Genomic DNA, 16,897 nt, shown 5'->3' with positions numbered 1-16,897 from the left:
CCGCCTTCTGGTTTGATCTGCCGTACCCATTGATCTTACTCCCCGCTGAGCTCGGAGAAGTCGATGGGTACGGAGAAGCCAACCTTCACCCGGTCCATGATGACCATCGTCTTGAAGCCTTTGATGTCGGGGTTTTCGTAGAAGAACTTGCGCGTGAACTGTTCGTAGTCTTCCATGCTGCGGGCGGTGACGATCAGCAGAAAGTCCGAATCGCCCGTCACATAGAAGCCATTCATGACCTCGGGTGTCTGCCGGATCGACTGCTTGAAGCGGTCGACGATATCCGCCCGCTCGCGTTCCAGCGTCACCATGACCACGATCGAGATCGGCCGGCCGACGGCCTTGGGCTGCACGATCGACACGTCCGCTTCGATCACGCCGTCCGCGCGCAGTTTTTTGAGGCGTCGCTGTACGGCAGTCGACGATAGCCCTGCGGCCTTGCCAATTTCGTCAGTGGTCAGGCGGTTGTTGCGTTGAAGCAGCGCGAGAATATTGGCGTCGATGCGGTCAATGGACATGGATCGTATCCGGCGAAAGTGGCGGTTCGACTTGTATCATCATTCTTGCAGCGACAGGCGCCGAAGCATGCAGATGAGTCTGTCCTGAAAAATGTGACCGGGCCGCAATGGCGCGCATGGCCTGCAGACCCAGGACGGCCGGATAGAATCGCCAGGTCGTCACCGCCTCACGCAAGGCGGCTTCAATGCGCTGGCATTGTGCGAGCCGGTCCTCAATCGTACGCCGCAGCTCCTCAAATGCGAATTGCTGCCATTCGCTGCCAAACGCATACCGGCTTACCCAGCGCCGGTGAGCAGGTCCCCAGTCGGCGTGACCGACATAGCGTACGTTATGTGCCAGCAGAAACGATTTAAGCCGTCGCCGCGCCTGCCGTAAATCGTCTTGGGCCGACATCCATGCACGGGCCAGGTCACGAAACGCTTCGTCCTCGACGGTCGGCACGTGTACCTCTGACAGGTCCCCAGCCCGCAGGGAGCGTACAAGCTTGACCGCATCGCGCCGATCCGTCTTGACGCGCTCGCCGGGCTTTCTGGGAATCAACGACGGTGAGCACACCATACAGTCGAATCCCTTCTGGACCAGTTGCCGGTAAAGGCCGTAGCCACAGGGGCCCGCCTCATAAACGACGCTTACGCGGCGCGCTTTCGATTGAAGACGTTTGCTCAGGCGATCTATATCCGTCTTCGTCGTACCAATCTTGCCGAGCAGTTCGACCTCGCCCGTGCCGCGAGCATACGCGACCGTGATCGAGTCCTTGTGAACGTCCAGACCGACGTACACAGTGATATCGTTTTCCATGTTGGCCTCCGTGCCGAAAATCGCCGCGGTGCGGCGCATCCACATCTTGCGGCCCTGGCAATGCTAACCCGCGTTAGATTCCCTCACGGCGGGCCAGCCTTTGCCTCACGGAAAGTGATACTGTCTTAACAACTGCGGCCGGTCGCGGAAGTCGTTCACGACCATTGAGATTCATTCACTCGGAACCATCGAAATGTCCAATGCACGCTTGATACACTGACTGGACGGTGCGCGAGCGATGGTCCAGCTGCCAGCGGTCGACATGGAATAGTTGTGCGAGAGAGTGTTCATCGACTGGAAAATGGATGGAGAGCGACCGAGCCATTTCTTCCGCAGCGCCGGCCAAAGCAAGTCGGTTCTCCAATTCGTCGATGCGCCATTGGCCCGCAGCCAAATTCGCAGAGTCTCTATTACGTTGGCCGCAGAGAGCCACTCGTCGGTGAGTGCTCGTGCAGTAAGCTGAGACACGACCAGATAGCAGAGAAGTTCGGCTCGCGCCTCGCTGCCCAGATTGTGTGGCACTTGACTCACGACACTCTCCTGAATTCAGACCTGCTACGCTGAAAAAATGTCGCTTAGGCTGCGGCGCTTCTATCGCATTAAATAATAACGAGGGAAGGCGTAGTGAAAAAATGGCGGTTCTGCCTATTTTACTTTCCATCCGTTCAGTTGCGGTGGCCATGACCTCTGGCTGGGCGCGATCCGACACATGTGATCCCAATAGGCGATGCCTCGCTGGCTCTCGGAACGGCAAGCCAAAAGCCGCGTTAAGGCATCCATGTGTCGTGCTACGGAATAGTTAAGTCTGCGCAGGTCCCGGATGACCGTTCGAGCGAAGCGTCATATACTCGAATCGCCACTGCAGAAGAACTCGCGCTCGACTTACGGGGAGGTCTTCCTCTGAGATGGCGAGGCAGTTCTTCAGCACGATGTCCGTTCCGCTGGTCAGGCGCTGCTCGCATATTCGCTGCACGGCATTCGCAACTTCATCTGCGGCGTTCGCTGACGCCTCGGCATCGTCGCCAGCAGGGTACACCAACACAATGCTTAGCTCGTAGGGGCTGCCCTCGTCCCGGTCGACAATTCGGCCTCCGTCAACGTCGAAATAAACGACGGATATCAGTGCTCCGCGCGGCTCGAGAGCTTTTGCAAGCTTCGAGTCGAGCTTGGTAGCGGCCATGCGGTTGACGAACGGATCCGGAAACGCGCTGCGATTGTACCGTGCGCCTAGCCAGCTTCTTAGAACTGCTAGTCCCTGACCGTCGAGGTCGAATCCGTCGTCGGGCTCGAATTGTGCCAACTCGCGCTTGGGGATCAGTCGCTTACCCGTCGCGACCAACTCAACCGTCACAAATCCGCCATCGCGCGCCATGGATAGATGAAGTGTGCGCGGTGCTTTACCCCACGAGAAATTCCCGTTAGCTGCCCCGACTAGCTTTCCGACAATGACTTCGGCGGCAGGCTCGGCGTCGAGATTGTCGTTTGCTAAGTCGCAGTCGTGACTCACTACGACAACGAGAGCGACAGCTTCGTCAATGCTTTGTCTGAGATTGAGTGCTTCTACGGTCCCCGCCTCCAGTACCCGCCCTTGGCGCCAAGGCGTGTCGCGTCCCCATAGTTTTGGCGGTTCATCGTTCATAACAGGTTCAGACACTCTCGTTGAGTGAAGGAGCTCCCATATCCGAGGCGTCTGGCTTTGCCTTCCGGCTGCCGAGCAGATCGTCGAGCTTCGCTCTCGAATCGGCTCCTCGTTGCGTAATACGAACGAGCTTCTTTGCAGTGTCCCGTCCATCCGCGCCATCGCTGAGATGCTGAAGCAAGGACTTGCCCTCCGAGATCTTACGATCGAGGGAAAGCGAGGTGGGCTTGAATCCAAGTTCGGCAAAGGCACGGGCAGCCTCGGCAAGTTGTCTTAGCTTGGCATGATGCACGTCCTTCGGCGTTTCGCCGTCGAGCCAGTTGTACAAAGTCTGGCGCGACACGCCAAACACCTCTGGCAGGCGCGACATGGTGCGGGCAAAGCCAACCTTTACCTCCTCCATCAACTTTGCAAACGGTGGTTGCTGGCTTGCCATCGCGCAGTCGACAACGGAAAAAGGCTCGTAGCCTATGTGGACGCGGTAGTAGCCTTCACCGTCCAAGCCTCCTGTACCGGATGCTCCAATAAACGGGAGACGCTGCAGCTTCATTGGTGCGCGCCGATAAATCGCAGGAACCGGTCGATAACCGAGGCCAGTGTGTCCATCGTTCATGCCAAAAATAGCGAGAGTCTCGATCATTTTTCGTCCCAGATCGCGAGAGCGTGCTCGGTCACAGTGGCCTTGAAGGCGGTTCCGATCACTTCGTGAATGGCTTGCAGTCGGCTCCGAACAAAATCTGACGAGAACACTTCTCGGCCCTCGACAGAACCGTCAGTATCCAGCAAAGCGTGATGGCCGTTGTAGGCGAGGAATTTCTTATTGATTTCCATGTTATCCGGTAACAGATCCGGCGGGAACGAGAGGCCGCCGCTCCGAATTACTACTCGGGAAAGAAGCCGGACGCCTTCGACGATATTAAGTGTTTCTGAAAATGAATGAACAGGCGTGCCTCCGAAATGCGCACTCATTCCGTGGACTTCAGGCGCTAGATATTCACCCAACGAATCCTGAGCCGTGGGTGCTACATGGTCCAGGTACCGCAGACCAACACGGTCAATGAAATCGAGCTGGACCAACTCGTGGACGCGCTCAAGCCCCTGGAGGAACATCCCCGAAAATTCTTCAAAGGTTCCATAGTTAGTGGACTGCAGCGTGAGGAACTCCGGTCCCATCACGAAAAAGTGGGCTCTATCTGTGGTTCCAAACAGGAAGCGTTCCTGAGGAAGAGGAGTCGGCACGGCCTGCCCGTCCTGCATCACGATCTGGAGCGCGATCGATCTGTGGCTAACGAAATCCGGGAAACCGGCTCGTCGCATAGCTTCCTGGATCGACGGCAGGAACTCCGCGAGCTTCAGGAGCACATTGAAACGGACCTGCGCCACGGTGAAGTAGACAGGCGGATTCTTTAGCGGTGCTCCCATCTTCGGCTCCTCGATAATGACCTCAGTTTACACTCTGGTTGACAGACGCGGGAAACAAATAAGGGTTCAAGATCTCCCTTTGTCGGCGGGATCGGCGCTTGGTCTCCTACGTCGAGTCTCGTCGCGGGACGCACGTCTTGAGCGGTCGAGCGGCCGCGCGACAATCTTTGCGATCCCCGCAGGGTACGCGCTGCATATTGCCGTCGGCACGCTGGCAATCGTCTATCCGGTTCCGGAGCTGATCGCCTACTATCAGGGTTTGGGGTTCGAACCGCCGCCGGCCGGACAGAATTGGACCAAAAAGCAAGGACTTAGGAGCTTGACTATGCAACCACAGGTGAAAGACAAACCAGCAGGCAGTCGCCAGCCGTTGACCGACGGACAGGGCGTGGCTGCGGCTCGTCTGCGAGAACTGGCGAGCAAATTTCGATCCGACAAGCATCCTCGCGTGACGGAACGTGATGGCGCTTTTGCCGGCGATCCGACGAAAGACCGCCGCTAGCTCTGAAGCATCGTGAGCGGCCGCGACTCGCGGATAACAGTGGATTGTTTGTTTTCCGTGACACATGGCTCTACCTTCGATCATATATGTCCTCGCAACTCACTTCAGATGGTCTCGAGTAACTCGGCAATAGCATTAGCCCGCCACACCATCCCAACATCAGATTCCTCGTGCATACGTCCGCTGTAAATACCCAAAAAATGTGACATTGGTCCAGAAAGAAAAACTGAGTTTCCGTTGGCCAAGTTCCCGAGTCCCCGTTTCGAAACGCGATAACAGGAGAGCCAGACTGTCCCTTTCCGGCTTTTGCAATCAACCAAAAAGACGGGCAAATCGTTATAATGTAACCGTCCGGCCACGACCGTTCTTGACAGCGTGTTGATAGCGAATTGTTGGACGGCAGCGCGTTGAGTTCAGGCGACGTCGTGGTGAAGCCGATCGGCAACGACCCATGGCAACAGCTCGTCGACGCGATTGACGGGATGCTCGGCGATGCGAGCGATGACGTGGCGCAGGTAGGCCTCGGGATCAAGGCCATTCAGTTTGGCGGTACCGACCAGGGTGTAGATTGCGGCCCCGCGTTCGCCGCCGCTGTCGGCACCGAAGTGCAGGAAGTTTTTCCTGCCGAGAGCGACGGCACGTAAAGCGCGTTCGGCTGCGTTGTTGTCGATTTCCACGGCGCCATCCTCGATGTACAGCGCGAGCGCCGCCCATTGATTCAGCGCGTAGTTGATGGCTTTGGCGGTATCGCCTTTCTGCGACACCGAACCCAATGTCGAGCGCAGCCAGATCTCGAACGCATCGAGTAGCGGACGCGCCTGCTCCTGCCTGACACGTCTTCGTTCGTCTGGTGGCTTGCCGCGAATCGCGGCTTCGATTGCGTACAGTTCGCCGATCCGGCGCAACGCTTCAGTGTTGACCTCGTTCCTGCGCGCGACGAACAGATCGTGGAATTTACGGCGCGCGTGCGCCATGCATGCAGCCTCGCGCACATCACCACCTTCATAGACCGCGTTGTACCCCGCGAACGCGTCGGCCTGCAACGTTCCCCTGAAGTCCTTCAAATGGCCCTGTGGATATTCGCCAGCCCTTGTGGGACTGTATGCGAACCAGACCGCCGGCGCCTCCTTCGAGCCGGCTGGCCGGTCATCCCGAACGTATGTCCAGAGACGTGCGGTACGGGTCTTGCCGTTCCCGGGCTCAAGCACAGGTACGGGCGTGTCATCCGCGTGGATCTTCGAGGCGGCCATCACGTACCGGCGAACGACCTCTACCAGTGGCCGGAGCAACGCACTGCACTGGCCGACCCAGTCCGCGAGTGTCGAACGGCTGAGCTGCACGCCGTCGCGCGCGTAAATCACTGACTGTCGATACAGGGGGAGATGGTCACAGAATTTGGCGACCAGAACATGCGCGAGCAACCCCGGACCCGGCATGCCGCGATCGATTGGCCGGCTGGGCGCAGCCGCCTGCACGATGCAGTCGCAACAGGTACAGGCCTTCTTGAGTCGGCGGTGACGAATCACTCGCCAATGCCCCGGCACGTAGTCGAGTTGCTCGGAGACGTCCTCGCCGAGCTCGCCAAGCGCACCGCCGCATTGCGGACAGCACGCGTCGTCGGGCTGATGAACAACGTCTTCGCGCGGCAGATGTTCCGGAAGTGGCTTGCGTCCCGTCGGCTTGCCGGTTTCTGGGCGAGGCCTTGTCGGTACGTCGACCGTCGCCGCGCCATCGTCGGCCTGCAGATCTTCGAGACGCAATTCCAGTTGTTCGATCTGGCGATCAATCTTCTCCGACTTGCGCCCGAACTGCATGCGCTGGAGTTTCGCGATCCACAGCTTCAGGTGCTCGATCTCGATCGCCCGGTCGGAGAGTGTCTTCCGGAGCGCCGTTACAGTGTCGCGCAGATCCGTGAGTTCGCCTTCGTGCTCACGTAACGCCGCCTCACGCGCGATCAAGAGAGCCTTCAAGGCCTCGATATCGTCCGGAAACGTAGCGTCGCTGGATGCCATGCAGGCAGTTTACGCGCGTGCATGGCGCTATGGCCGCGTTGTCACATACGTTTACAAAGCGCTGCAGGGGCGCGCTGCATCAACTGGCTGTCGCCAGTCGAATCCTTCGAGCAGGAGGCCGAGTTGAGCGCTGGTCAGCGAAACAACACCGCCGTCAGCACGAGGCCACGCAAAGCGCCCACGCTCCAGGCGTTTGGCGAACAGACATAGGCCGCCGTCGCGCCAGTACAGGCACTTGATGAGGTCGCCACGTTTGCCCCTGAACACGAAGATGTGGCCAGAGAATGGATCCTTCGCCAGCACAGTCTGCACCTTCGCGGCCAGGCCGTCGAAGCCGCAGCGCATATCCGTAAATCCGGCGGCAACCCAGATTCGCGTGTTTGCGAGCGGACCAATCATCGGATCAGGCACTGGATCACCACGCGAAGTGTGTTGGGATCGACGCTCCCTTCAACATGTACCTCGCCTCGTGGCAACTGGATTCGGAGCGTGCCAGGCGCCTGGGCCGAACGCGTCGCTGCATCCGGTTCGGCCGCGCCGCTGTCGCTGGCCGCATTCACGGTGACCGGCAGCAAGGCGCATTCGCGACCGTTCACGCCAAGGCGTCCATCCAGATACTGCTTGCGCCAGTCGAACAGCTGATTCGCGTTCACTTCGTGACTGCGTGCAATCTCAGCCACCGAACGTCCACTGGATAACGTCTCTTCGACGATCTGCCGTTTCTCGTCCACGGTACGCCGGCGATACTTCCGGGCGACTTTGACTTCGATGAATTTAGTCACTGTGTCCATGATTCCTTTGTGGACACAGTCACATTTGTGCCCCCGGAAAGCATGGCGTCGCCTTCATCAAGCGTCTACACGGTCAGGGTCGGACGGTTACGTTATAATCGACATCAAGTTCGAAGCTATTGTGCCCGTTACCCATACTGGCAAAGCGAGCGCCGGCGGATAGCCCAAGAGGAAAACCAATAATAGAAACTTGGTCAGTAGGCAACAAACTGAATTGAGGTACGTCTACAAGCGCCTTCACTTGATAAAGAAGTATGGGATCGACCATTCCCAAATTTACGCGCAGCGCAACGAAGTCCGCTTGCTTGCCGAGAACCGGATGCTCTGTCCATTGTAGGAATGTCCGGTGGCGGTATCTCGATACGAGGTGCTACCTCTGCATAGAAATGTAGAAATGCGCAAGCGCACGCCAGGTAGCGTCCCATTGCGTCTTCCCTTCGAGAAGAACGAACTTGCCATCGAGCGATAGCGTTCGACCTTCAAGGCGGTAGTCGGCCAGTCCGTGCGGGGCTGAGATGATCCAAGGACCTTTCCCGGCCGCTTCACTCCACCATCGCCAAGTTGATGTTGGCGATGTTTTGCGGCCGAACCCAAACTTCTTCCAAATTTCGATCATTTCGATCGGCGCTGCGACTATTCATGAGCATTTCCCCTCGAAACCTTTGGAACTGTGCGCCTCCACTTGGCACTGGCGAGCGGCCGAGGCACTCGCCCACGGCACGCGGCCGGCACTACTGCAACGGAAAGATGCTACCTACAAAACCGGGAAAGTCATAAATCGGAGTAAGGTCATGTGCGGCTGAAGATCACCTGACCGCCTTCCAAAACTGCACTGATGAACGCCGTCCTTGCGTATTGCTTTCCGCATCCTATCCTTTCGTTGACGACGTTTTTTGCGCAGAGTGGAAGTAGGCATCGTGCAACCCCGTTTCCTGCTCATGTTCGTCTTTTTAGCATCTGTTCTCATAGATATCGGCGTTCCTTTATACAAATACGTCGACCAGCACATAATTTTGGTCATTCAAAGCTAGCCGCGAATGCATCGCAATCTCAAATGTCCATAGGACTGGATGACTCCAATCCACGCTGTCTCGATATCTTCTTTTGCTGTTTGGACGCTTAGCATAAGATGCATTCGCCCGATTTTATCTTGGCTTGCATCTTCAAACAGAGTAAGAATAAGCTGTGTTGATTTGGTCATACTTCTCTGCGATGCACGAGATGTTGTTGGAGTTCCTATATCGAATATTGAGACAATGAGGCGCGCAAAATTTTCGACTTGGGGGTCGTGAGTGTTCAAAGCAAGAGCCCTAGCTAGCTCTCTTACTTTTATACGACCAATTCGTTGACTTTCGCGTAACGTTAAAATTTCATTTCTTACCTCCTCCAGCGTAACTTTATCCTTGCTTTGAAGCATTGTTAGACATCGACAAAACATGGCGTAGTAATCATCGACAACAGGTTCAAGTTCCCGGAAAATCGGCTCAATGACATCGTCTAGTAAACGTCTACGGCTTTCAAGACGGGTAGAAAGGATTCCGCGTATTTTCTCCGCACAAGTTAAAAAACGGCCTACGGTTTCAAGAATCACACATCCTCCTCAGCTTGTTTGCTGTATTTCAAAAAATACATTGACCTGATTAGGCGTTCAACAAAATTTAACGTTACGAAGTGTCGGCCGCCCGCCAGAGCCGAATGGAGGCGCGCACTTTCATGAACGTCGATCGGCTGCGGAGCGTTTCGGCCCACCTCTCGCTGGGCTACTCCAAATCAACGGAGACAGGCGGTGTCTCGCCGAGGCAGAGCGAATCGATGGAAGTATTGCTGCCCCAAAATTTGAACAATCCTCGTGCGGTGCAGATATGGGTTTTTACAATTCGTCAGATACAATTCTGGCCCCAACTTGGGCAAACATGCCGAAGTACCTCAACGATGGAGCCGTCGCTGGTGAAGAACGCTTTAATCTATGCCGTTGCTGCCGTTATCTGCTGCTTTGCTTTGTCCACTGGATTTGAGTCGGGTATGAGAAACATCCCGTCTGCCCAACCTGCCATAGCTCAAGAGAGTCGATTGAATGGGTGGACCGTGACGCACGAATACAACGATGGTTGGGCAATCTTCAATAAAGATACAGGCCAGATGTGCATTCTCCAGAAAAACCAGTTCGCGACGGACTTCACTTCGACATGTAGTCAAAAACAAAAATAAAAAAACCGCAGGCGTCAACACGGCTATGCCCGCAGGCCTGCGGGCGTGCGTCATATCACGACGAAAATTGTCGGCCGCCCGCCGCGCACAAGGGCCTCAGTTGCTCGCCAGAACGCCGACGGCGAGTGGCGCGCGCAACTGCCTTTCGCCCACGTAATCGCAGCGCTTCGCCCGGTCGGCGAGCACCGCCTTGAAGTACGCCGCGCCCTTGCCGCCGAAGTATATGAAACAAGATAAAACTAAGACAGTGCCGTCATTCGACGACTACGATGGTCTCTTGGCCGTCAAGGAAGGGCAGGACCAAATTAAACTGGAGCTGACGCAGGTGTTCGATTGCGCTCCGGGGCACGGCGCAGAGCTTCAGGACGCGGTTGATCTCGGCTGTCGAATGGTTGCGCCTCAAAGCCAGCTACCGCGCCCGCACACCAATCAGGTAGAGATCGCCTTCAATGAGGGTAGGTTTTTTCAGAATGCGCTCGAGACAGCCGTCGCGGACTTCGTCGTGTAATGCAACTCAGCAGGCCGGATGATCCAGTTCGTAAAGTTGGCGACACTCCAGCGAACCGGCGAAGGGCCACGAGCCTGTATTGGGAGTTCGTCGAACGTCTCGGAGTGCCTGCCGTGCGGTTGAAAGTGCGAATCCACAGGCGCTTTGGAGATTCACCGCTGCGCGTTGAACTCAGCAAAAATTTCGGAATCGGAGATATTTCAACGCTTGTCGTTTGCTCGGATGAAGTCGTGCGACTGGCAATCGACGCCAAAAGGCAGAATCCCGACGGCTTCAGCCGCGCACTGCTGCAAAAATTGATTCGTAATGCGATGGGCGAGAAAGCGACGAAACCCCGGAAAGAAAAAAATGAATAGCTACGGAATTCACCAAGTCGAGGAAGCAATTAATTATTGGCGGGCGCGCCAACAGGCAGGCGAGGACGCTGCCCTTTGTCCTCGAGCACGTATCCTCGCGAACGTGTACGGGCGGTTGAATTTCGAACGAGCGGAATGCGTCGATGCACGGTCCCCGTCACCGGAACAAAACGAGGCGCTTAACCTCGCGCTTGCACAAGGTGAGTTGTCGCTTTAGATCGAACACAAAAGATGCAGGCTGCGTTACACCCAGGCTCCCACGGCAACATAGAGTTGTGCCGTACTTTTTCCATTAGAAACCATGAAAGACGAAACAGCTAAAAAAACGAACGATGCGCACGCAATGCGGTTGATTGACGCTATCGCGGAAGCGTTCGCCGGACATTTGGAAACAGAGGACGCGATTGAGCTTGAATTCTCAAAGCTGTGCCTAAAATTCCCGCAAGTTGCCGCCCAGCTAAAAGCGGCATTCGATCTCGGGCGCCAGATGGGCGAGCTCGAAACTGCTGTATCAACGCAGGCCCCCACGCCCGCACCTGCGCCGCTGCCTGCGCCGGAACCGGACATAGATTTTGAATTACCCGCGTTGTTTGGCATCGACGTGTTGCATCAACACGAGGATGAGGAACCGGATCTCGTGGCGGTACTGGATAAGGAAATTGATGCGTCGGAAGCTTGGCGATATATCCGTGCTGCGCGCGATGATGCTCGCTCATACCCGCCGCTCTTCTTTGACTCGAACGTCGGAGACGTGACCGTCACGGTTATCTTCACGTTGAAAGGCGGAGAGGATCAGAACGAACGAAGGACGGTCGAGTTTCCGCGCTTCACCGCCTGCAGTGCGATTGCCTCCCTGTTCGGGTTGAACGAAAGCGATCTAGAGGCCGCCGTTGCGCCTGAGCATGTAGCGGCTCTGTATGTTGAAGAGCGCGAAAATGCTCAGCGAGTTTCGGAAAATCTTGCGGCCGGCACATTGAAGCCACGAACTTTTCACTGATCGAGCGACAACCGCACAGTTTATTCGAGCGGTTACACGAATTCCAGCATGCGCTATCTGAACCGACTGACAAGCGCCTCGCACGAGAATTTCGATGCGCTCTCCACCGACACGCAGGCAGAAGCCGACTTCCGCACCGGATCGCTCGCGCATACGGTGTTGATGGCGATCGACTATCAGACGGTCATGGCCGACCGTGCGCTATATTCCGGCAAGGCGCCGTCTCTCGATATCACCGCGCCGGTCTATGGCGTCGCAATCGCATCGCCGACGCTTGCGAGCTACACGCGTCAGCGTACCGACGACTTAGGGCTGTATCTGCAGGACCAGATTGCAATCGGCAAATGGTCCTTCGTGATCGGCGGACGTGAAGACTATGCTTCGACGAGCCTGAACGAATATCTCAAGCAAACATCGTCGCGACAGTTCGATCGGGCCTTCACGTGGCGTGCCGGCGCGACGTATGCGTTCGACAACGGCTTCTCGCCCTATGCGAGCTATTCCGAATCGTTCCAGCCAGTGACGTCCGGCACTACATCGAGCGGCGCCGCGCTGAATCCTTCCACCGGCCGGCAGTACGAGATCGGCGTGAAGTACCAGGTTCCCGGCACGACGAGCTTCACCACCGTTTCGCTCTACGATCTCGAACAGCACAACGTATCGACGCCCGATCCGGTCGATTCGGCGTATCGGGTTCAGACCGGTGCAGTACGGAGCCGCGGCGTCGAGGTCGAAACTCATCTCGATGTCACGCGCGAGTTGTCGCTGATCGTGGCGTACAGCTACATCAGCGCGTGGGTCGCGAGCGCGAACGATACGTCGCTGGGCCACACGCCTGTCGCCGTTCCGCGGCAGGCCGCGTCGCTATGGGCGGATTACACGCTTCATCGAGGCGCGCTTAAAGGCTTCGGCGTGGGCGCAGGTGTGCGCTTTATCGGCAGCACCTATGGTGCGAACGACGACTCGTTCAGCGTCAGTTCATACACGCTGTTCGATCTGGCGATGCACTACGACTGGCGCAACTGGCGCTTCGCGCTTAACGCATCGAACCTATTCGACCGCCAGTACGTCGCCGCGTGTGCCAGCGCCACGCAATGCTTCTATGGCGTGCGCCGCGAAGTTCTCGGCACCGCGCGCTATCAATGGTAGGAGCCGGCATGAAACGAATTTTTTACGCTACGTTGTACGCCTGGCTCGTGTGGACTTCACAGGCGCGGGCGGAAGATTTCTGCGATACGTCCAAGGCTCCAAGCGCGCCACAGGCGCTGCTTCCAGATGTCGAGTCGTTTGTGTTGCGCGCGGGCGCCGGTACGCCGTGTTATCGCATTTGGCTGTACAAGCCGGCGATTGTGCGCACAGGCCGCATGCAAGAGGCGGCGAGCGGCGAAGTCGCGAAGTCTGCCGACAGGCACGATGCGCCACCGCTTCTCGTAATTCTCGACGGCAACGCGAAGTTCGCACTGGCGGTGAGCGCGGCGCGATTGCAGGCGCGGCTGATCGGTCCGGTCGTGATCGCCGCGATTGCCGCGCCGAACGACGCGCCCTTCGACGAATCACAACGGTTTCGCGACTTCACGACGCCCGCAATCGACACCTGGGGTATCCCGCGTGACGCCGAAGGCCGCCTGCTCACGTCCGGCGGTGCCGATGCCTTCGACGCGCTGATCGACGGTCAGTTGCTGCAGGCGATCGAAAGCCGCGCCGACGTGTCGCCGACGCGGCGCACGTTGTTCGGGCATTCGCTTGGCGGTTTTTTTGTGCTCCATCATGCGGTGACGCGACCGGCGTCGAGTTTCTCGCGCATTGTTGCGGCGAGTCCGTCCCTCTGGTGGAACGACCGCGAATTACTGCGGCTCTCCTCCGTCGGAGCGCGTGCGGAACCCCAGCCACATGCCCATCGGTAACTGAGAATGCACGCCCAATCTGGCGTGTGCGAGGTCAACTTCGAGCATGCCGTCGTGGGCGTTCGGGGAGAGGTATCGCCAGCGTGCCGCGCCTGTTGATCCGCGAGCTGTCTCGCCTTCCCGAGACAGCGCGATGACCGGCCTTCCGGCGGGCATGCGGATTTGGGTTGCTGCAGGCGTAACTGATATGCGTAATGGCTTCCAAGGCTCGGCCGCGAAGCTCGGGCCAGCGCTTCAAGATAACCTATCTCAGGTCACGTCGGTGAATACGTTCCAAAAGCGACATTAAGATTTCGGCGAGAAAACCGTAAACAAGCTATGGCTACTTGCCACCGAAACGTCCGGCTTTTTCATACTTTTGTTCATCTCACGCGATCTGGAACGCGATCGTGTCAACCCCCAAGAAGGGGATTAAAGGCTCGCCTGGATAACAGCAGCCAGACAAGCTCCGGGGGAACAGGAGTTATGAGCCTCGTCGGCGCTTGAAGGAGATGACACTGCAAGACTGCGCAGGACATGCAGCTTCAAGAAGCGGCAGCCGCGAAAAACCAGTTTGACCGTTTCCTTCGGTGTCGTTGCGGTGGCGCCAACCAACAAGATAGCTTGCCGTAGAGAGCTAGAGGCGTTGAACTCACTAAGACAGTTGAAAAAACATGAAAGAAGCACTGATGGGAAAGCTTGCGAGTTCAAGTCGCTTTCGTTTTATCTTCTTCGCGAGTATTACGACCGCGCTTTTTTTTTGGGCCTTCGGGATAGTTTGCCTTCATCTTACGCACATCGCCAACGATGCTGATCGCATAGACGACGCCTGGATCGCGAATACACGAATTTTGGGCGAGATGAGCGACCGCGTAACGGAGTTGCGGCTAGCGCAGGCGTTGTTTGTCTTGGCTGATTCGCCGGAGAAGCGGGCAGATGCAAAGATGAAAGCAGTAACGCACCGTAGAATCTTGACGACAAGCGAGAGGGCGTTTCGTGAGAGCGCACCGTCTCGTGGGCTTACACAAGCCGAGGCGGCCTTTGCAGCATTGCACGCCTATGAGGCTGCTGAACTCGCGTGGGAAACCAATGCCAACACGGGTCTACGGTGGCACGCTGATTTCGTAGGCAAAACGAAAGCGCTGTACGTGGCCGCTGACGAAGCCCTAGACCTACTCATCGATGCCAATGCCAATGCTGCTCATGCCGATACGGGCCAAATCTCAACAACATCGAATGTCTTATTAGCCGCCGTCGTGGTCATAGGCCTTCTGGTATGCGGCGTTACCCTTTTCTTCATCAGGCGGTTAGACAAGCTCCTTTTTTGTCCGCTTGCCGAAATTACGGACGCGCTCACGCAGCTCTCATCGGGTGACCATGATGTGACCGTTCCGTCCGCGCGTCGAAGCGATGAGATAGGACGACTTGCAAGAGCGTTCCAATGTTTTCGTCAGCGCGCCGAAGCCCTGCGGGATGCATACGTTGCGACCAAGCTTGCAGAAGAGTCGGCCGCACGCATCGCACGGCACGACGCGCTGACTGGGCTCTTCAATCGTGGTTTTGTGTCTGCACGCATTAACGGTCTTTCAGCTCGTGACTCGCCTGACGGTGCTTATTACCTGTATATCATCGATCTCGACCGGTTCAAACCTGTAAACGATCTGCACGGGCACGCCGCTGGGGATTCCGTATTGTGCGAGGTTGCGGACCGCCTGCGCGCTCAAACTCGCGAAGGGGACGTTGTTGGCCGTCTAGGGGGTGATGAGTTTGCCGTGCTTGCACATGTGGACTCAGATCTTGACGCCGGTCTGCTTGCTGCACAAATGGTTGAGGCTATCTCAACGCCCCTGAAAATCGAGAATTGTCAGGTCGAGGTCGGTGGCAGCATTGGCGTTGCACGTTACGGTCGTGACGGCATTGACGCGGAGACGCTTGTTCGGTCAGCTGATGCAGCGATGTATGCCGCAAAGGGCAGTGGGCGTCGGAATTTCCAGTTCTTCGAAGAGAACATGCGCCAGGCGTTGCATGCACGGGCTGAGCTGGAGGCTGACGTGAGGGTCGCGGTAACGAACGAAGTCATCCAACCGTACTACCAGCCTTTGGTTGACCTACAAGCTGATCGTATCTACGGATTTGAAGTTCTGGCGCGATGGACAGACGAACGGCGAGGATCCGTGTCGCCGGAGGCTTTTATCCCGGTCGTTGAACGTTTGGGGCTTGCGACGCCGTTCACGCTATCTATGCTACGTCGTGCATGCCGACATGCCCAGGAGTGGCCAAGCCATATCGTTTTGGCCTTGAATGTGTCACCAGTACAGCTCGCAGATCCGCTCCTACCGGCGCAAATAATCGCCGTCTTACAGGAGGAACATTTCTCTCCGAAAAGGCTTGAAATTGAGATGACGGAGTCCGCATTGGTGGACGATTTAAATGCTGCGAAGAACGCGATAGACGGTTTTCGGGCTTTAGGAATCCAAGTTTCCTTGGACGACTTCGGGACAGGCTATTCTAGCTTGCATCATCTGCGTGAACTAAGGTTTGACAAGGTGAAGATTGACAAGTCGTTTGTACGGACGATGCTATCAGACCCTGAGCACGAAAAAATTGTCGATGCTATCTTGAATCTTTCAGACGGCCTGGGCCTACGGACCCTGGCGGAGGGGATCGAGTCGAAAGACTTGGAGAGGGCGTTGCGAGCGCGCGGTTGCGCCTTCGGCCAAGGCTATTTGTTCGGCAAAGCAACCGCTCACACGGAGGTTCAGGTGGTGCTCATGGAGAACGAGAGAGCTCACCTATCGGCCACCGCAATACCCGAGTGATGGGCCCAGAGCCGGTTTTGTGGTGTATTCAACCAGAGGTAAAAGTTGTCTTCGCTTCGTTAGTCGCACCGTTCAAGGGCCGACGCGGCCGGCGAGTTTCCTCTTTCGTTACACATCTAACGTCGGCGATTGAACGAAGCGATGTCCAAAACCTGCCAATCAATACCGCTAGGTTGATCGGATGCGGCGTTATGCAAAACAGTTCGGACTTTTGTGAAGGTCATGTTTTTATCAACGCAGTGTCGTAACAAGAGCGTGGCGCAGTTGTTCTAAACGTAATGGGAATAAATGGTGGTCGCCAGGGCGATGGAGTACCTCTTGTCAACCTATTTGCAGACAAGGACCAATTGATGCGCAGCAACGCAGAGCGACGTCTTGTCGTATGCAACCTTTCACGACATTACAGTTTACGTTTCAATTGCCGATAACAGGTTGGCACCTTG

General features: G+C 56.7%; 16 protein-coding genes and 2 pseudogenes. 9 read left to right on the top strand and 9 right to left on the bottom strand.

The annotated features are described in order from the left end of the window. Positions 1-35: 35 nt before the first annotated feature. From AC3D25_RS00870 to AC3D25_RS00850, 5 genes and pseudogenes are all read right to left on the bottom strand, one after another. Positions 36-518, bottom strand: coding sequence for an Lrp/AsnC family transcriptional regulator (locus tag AC3D25_RS00870; protein WP_488886635.1), 483 nt, complete (start codon positions 516-518; stop codon positions 36-38). 106 nt (positions 519-624) lie between these two features. Continuing rightward, positions 625-1,317: pseudogene (locus tag AC3D25_RS00865) on the bottom strand (IS110 family transposase); the annotation flags it as partial. 799 nt (positions 1,318-2,116) lie between these two features. Continuing rightward, positions 2,117-2,956 carry a hypothetical protein gene (locus AC3D25_RS00860; RefSeq protein ID WP_488886634.1) on the bottom strand — a complete coding sequence of 280 codons (840 nt, stop codon included), beginning with the start codon at positions 2,954-2,956 and terminating at the stop codon, positions 2,117-2,119. A 7-nt stretch (positions 2,957-2,963) separates the two neighbouring features. Next, entirely contained in the window at positions 2,964-3,596 is a 633-nt protein-coding gene (locus tag AC3D25_RS00855) for a hypothetical protein (RefSeq protein ID WP_488886633.1), read from the bottom strand. Next, positions 3,593-4,378: a TIGR04255 family protein gene (locus tag AC3D25_RS00850; protein ID WP_488886632.1), complete on the bottom strand. Its 786-nt coding sequence runs from the start codon at positions 4,376-4,378 to the stop codon at positions 3,593-3,595. Before AC3D25_RS00850 ends, AC3D25_RS00855 begins: the two co-directional genes overlap by 4 nt. 16 nt (positions 4,379-4,394) lie before the next feature. Between AC3D25_RS00850 and AC3D25_RS00845 the strand changes: the two genes are divergently transcribed. Next, positions 4,395-4,880: a hypothetical protein gene (locus AC3D25_RS00845; protein ID WP_488886631.1), complete on the top strand. Its 486-nt coding sequence runs from the start codon at positions 4,395-4,397 to the stop codon at positions 4,878-4,880. 413 nt (positions 4,881-5,293) lie between these two features. Here AC3D25_RS00845 and tnpC read toward each other — a convergent pair whose 3' ends face one another. The 4 genes from tnpC to AC3D25_RS00825 all read right to left on the bottom strand — a co-directional run bounded on the left by tnpC (position 5,294) and on the right by AC3D25_RS00825 (position 9,274). Continuing rightward, the gene (gene tnpC, locus AC3D25_RS00840) at positions 5,294-6,892 is read right to left on the bottom strand and encodes an IS66 family transposase (protein ID WP_488886630.1); all 1,599 of its coding nucleotides are present in this window, start codon (positions 6,890-6,892) and stop codon (positions 5,294-5,296) included. A gap of 51 nt (positions 6,893-6,943) precedes the next feature. Next, positions 6,944-7,291: an IS66 family insertion sequence element accessory protein TnpB gene (gene tnpB / locus AC3D25_RS00835; RefSeq protein ID WP_027196540.1), complete on the bottom strand. Its 348-nt coding sequence runs from the start codon at positions 7,289-7,291 to the stop codon at positions 6,944-6,946. After that, positions 7,288-7,683 (bottom strand): IS66-like element accessory protein TnpA, encoded by a 396-nt coding sequence (tnpA, locus tag AC3D25_RS00830; RefSeq protein ID WP_488886629.1) that lies wholly within the window; start codon positions 7,681-7,683, stop codon positions 7,288-7,290. The genes tnpB and tnpA overlap by 4 nt, the downstream gene beginning before the upstream one ends. 1,027 nt (positions 7,684-8,710) lie before the next feature. Then, positions 8,711-9,274: a hypothetical protein gene (locus tag AC3D25_RS00825; RefSeq protein WP_488886628.1), complete on the bottom strand. Its 564-nt coding sequence runs from the start codon at positions 9,272-9,274 to the stop codon at positions 8,711-8,713. 122 nt (positions 9,275-9,396) lie between these two features. Here AC3D25_RS00825 and AC3D25_RS00820 point away from each other — a divergent pair, with 122 nt between their 5' ends. From AC3D25_RS00820 to AC3D25_RS00785, 8 genes and pseudogenes are all read left to right on the top strand, one after another. Next, the gene (locus tag AC3D25_RS00820; RefSeq protein ID WP_488886627.1) at positions 9,397-9,891 is read left to right on the top strand and encodes a hypothetical protein; all 495 of its coding nucleotides are present in this window, start codon (positions 9,397-9,399) and stop codon (positions 9,889-9,891) included. Between the two features lie 190 nt (positions 9,892-10,081). Continuing rightward, entirely contained in the window at positions 10,082-10,399 is a 318-nt protein-coding gene (locus AC3D25_RS00815; RefSeq protein WP_488886626.1) for a hypothetical protein, read from the top strand. Beyond that, positions 10,399-10,755 carry a hypothetical protein gene (locus AC3D25_RS00810; protein WP_488886997.1) on the top strand — a complete coding sequence of 119 codons (357 nt, stop codon included), beginning with the start codon at positions 10,399-10,401 and terminating at the stop codon, positions 10,753-10,755. The genes AC3D25_RS00815 and AC3D25_RS00810 overlap by 1 nt, the downstream gene beginning before the upstream one ends. Further along, entirely contained in the window at positions 10,706-10,972 is a 267-nt protein-coding gene (locus AC3D25_RS00805; RefSeq protein WP_488886625.1) for a DUF3717 domain-containing protein, read from the top strand. Before AC3D25_RS00810 ends, AC3D25_RS00805 begins: the two co-directional genes overlap by 50 nt. Before the next feature lie 84 nt (positions 10,973-11,056). Further along, positions 11,057-11,752, top strand: a complete 696-nt coding sequence (locus tag AC3D25_RS00800; RefSeq protein WP_488886624.1) for a hypothetical protein — start codon at positions 11,057-11,059, stop codon at positions 11,750-11,752. A 21-nt stretch (positions 11,753-11,773) separates the two neighbouring features. Continuing rightward, a pseudogene (locus tag AC3D25_RS00795) lies at positions 11,774-12,901 on the top strand (TonB-dependent siderophore receptor); the annotation flags it as partial. 8 nt (positions 12,902-12,909) lie between these two features. Then, positions 12,910-13,656 carry an alpha/beta hydrolase gene (locus AC3D25_RS00790; RefSeq protein ID WP_488886623.1) on the top strand — a complete coding sequence of 249 codons (747 nt, stop codon included), beginning with the start codon at positions 12,910-12,912 and terminating at the stop codon, positions 13,654-13,656. Positions 13,657-14,309: 653 nt separating this feature from the next. Beyond that, a complete protein-coding gene (locus AC3D25_RS00785) occupies positions 14,310-16,454 on the top strand; it encodes a putative bifunctional diguanylate cyclase/phosphodiesterase (protein WP_488886622.1) in 2,145 nt (714 codons plus the stop codon). The last annotated feature ends 443 nt before the right edge of the window (positions 16,455-16,897 follow it).

The organism is Caballeronia sp. SL1002 (assembly GCF_057814995.1).
The sequence above is the reverse complement of the archived record's forward strand: the minus strand, read 5'-3'. Positions and strand labels throughout refer to the sequence as shown.

What these genes read in the sequence shown, in the direction of transcription:
- AC3D25_RS00870 (WP_488886635.1), bottom strand. Translation starts at nt 518, where the DNA reads ATGTCCATTGACCGCATCGACGCCAATATTCTCGCGCTGCTTCAACGC.
- AC3D25_RS00860 (WP_488886634.1), bottom strand. Translation starts at nt 2,956, where the DNA reads ATGAACGATGAACCGCCAAAACTATGGGGACGCGACACGCCTTGGCGC.
- AC3D25_RS00855 (WP_488886633.1), bottom strand. Translation starts at nt 3,596, where the DNA reads ATGATCGAGACTCTCGCTATTTTTGGCATGAACGATGGACACACTGGC.
- AC3D25_RS00850 (WP_488886632.1), bottom strand. Translation starts at nt 4,378, where the DNA reads ATGGGAGCACCGCTAAAGAATCCGCCTGTCTACTTCACCGTGGCGCAG.
- AC3D25_RS00845 (WP_488886631.1), top strand. Translation starts at nt 4,395, where the DNA reads ATGACCTCAGTTTACACTCTGGTTGACAGACGCGGGAAACAAATAAGG.
- tnpC (WP_488886630.1), bottom strand. Translation starts at nt 6,892, where the DNA reads ATGGCATCCAGCGACGCTACGTTTCCGGACGATATCGAGGCCTTGAAG.
- tnpB (WP_027196540.1), bottom strand. Translation starts at nt 7,291, where the DNA reads ATGATTGGTCCGCTCGCAAACACGCGAATCTGGGTTGCCGCCGGATTT.
- tnpA (WP_488886629.1), bottom strand. Translation starts at nt 7,683, where the DNA reads ATGGACACAGTGACTAAATTCATCGAAGTCAAAGTCGCCCGGAAGTAT.
- AC3D25_RS00820 (WP_488886627.1), top strand. Translation starts at nt 9,397, where the DNA reads ATGAACGTCGATCGGCTGCGGAGCGTTTCGGCCCACCTCTCGCTGGGC.
- AC3D25_RS00810 (WP_488886997.1), top strand. Translation starts at nt 10,399, where the DNA reads ATGCAACTCAGCAGGCCGGATGATCCAGTTCGTAAAGTTGGCGACACT.
- AC3D25_RS00805 (WP_488886625.1), top strand. Translation starts at nt 10,706, where the DNA reads ATGCGATGGGCGAGAAAGCGACGAAACCCCGGAAAGAAAAAAATGAAT.
- AC3D25_RS00800 (WP_488886624.1), top strand. Translation starts at nt 11,057, where the DNA reads ATGAAAGACGAAACAGCTAAAAAAACGAACGATGCGCACGCAATGCGG.
- AC3D25_RS00790 (WP_488886623.1), top strand. Translation starts at nt 12,910, where the DNA reads ATGAAACGAATTTTTTACGCTACGTTGTACGCCTGGCTCGTGTGGACT.
- AC3D25_RS00785 (WP_488886622.1), top strand. Translation starts at nt 14,310, where the DNA reads ATGAAAGAAGCACTGATGGGAAAGCTTGCGAGTTCAAGTCGCTTTCGT.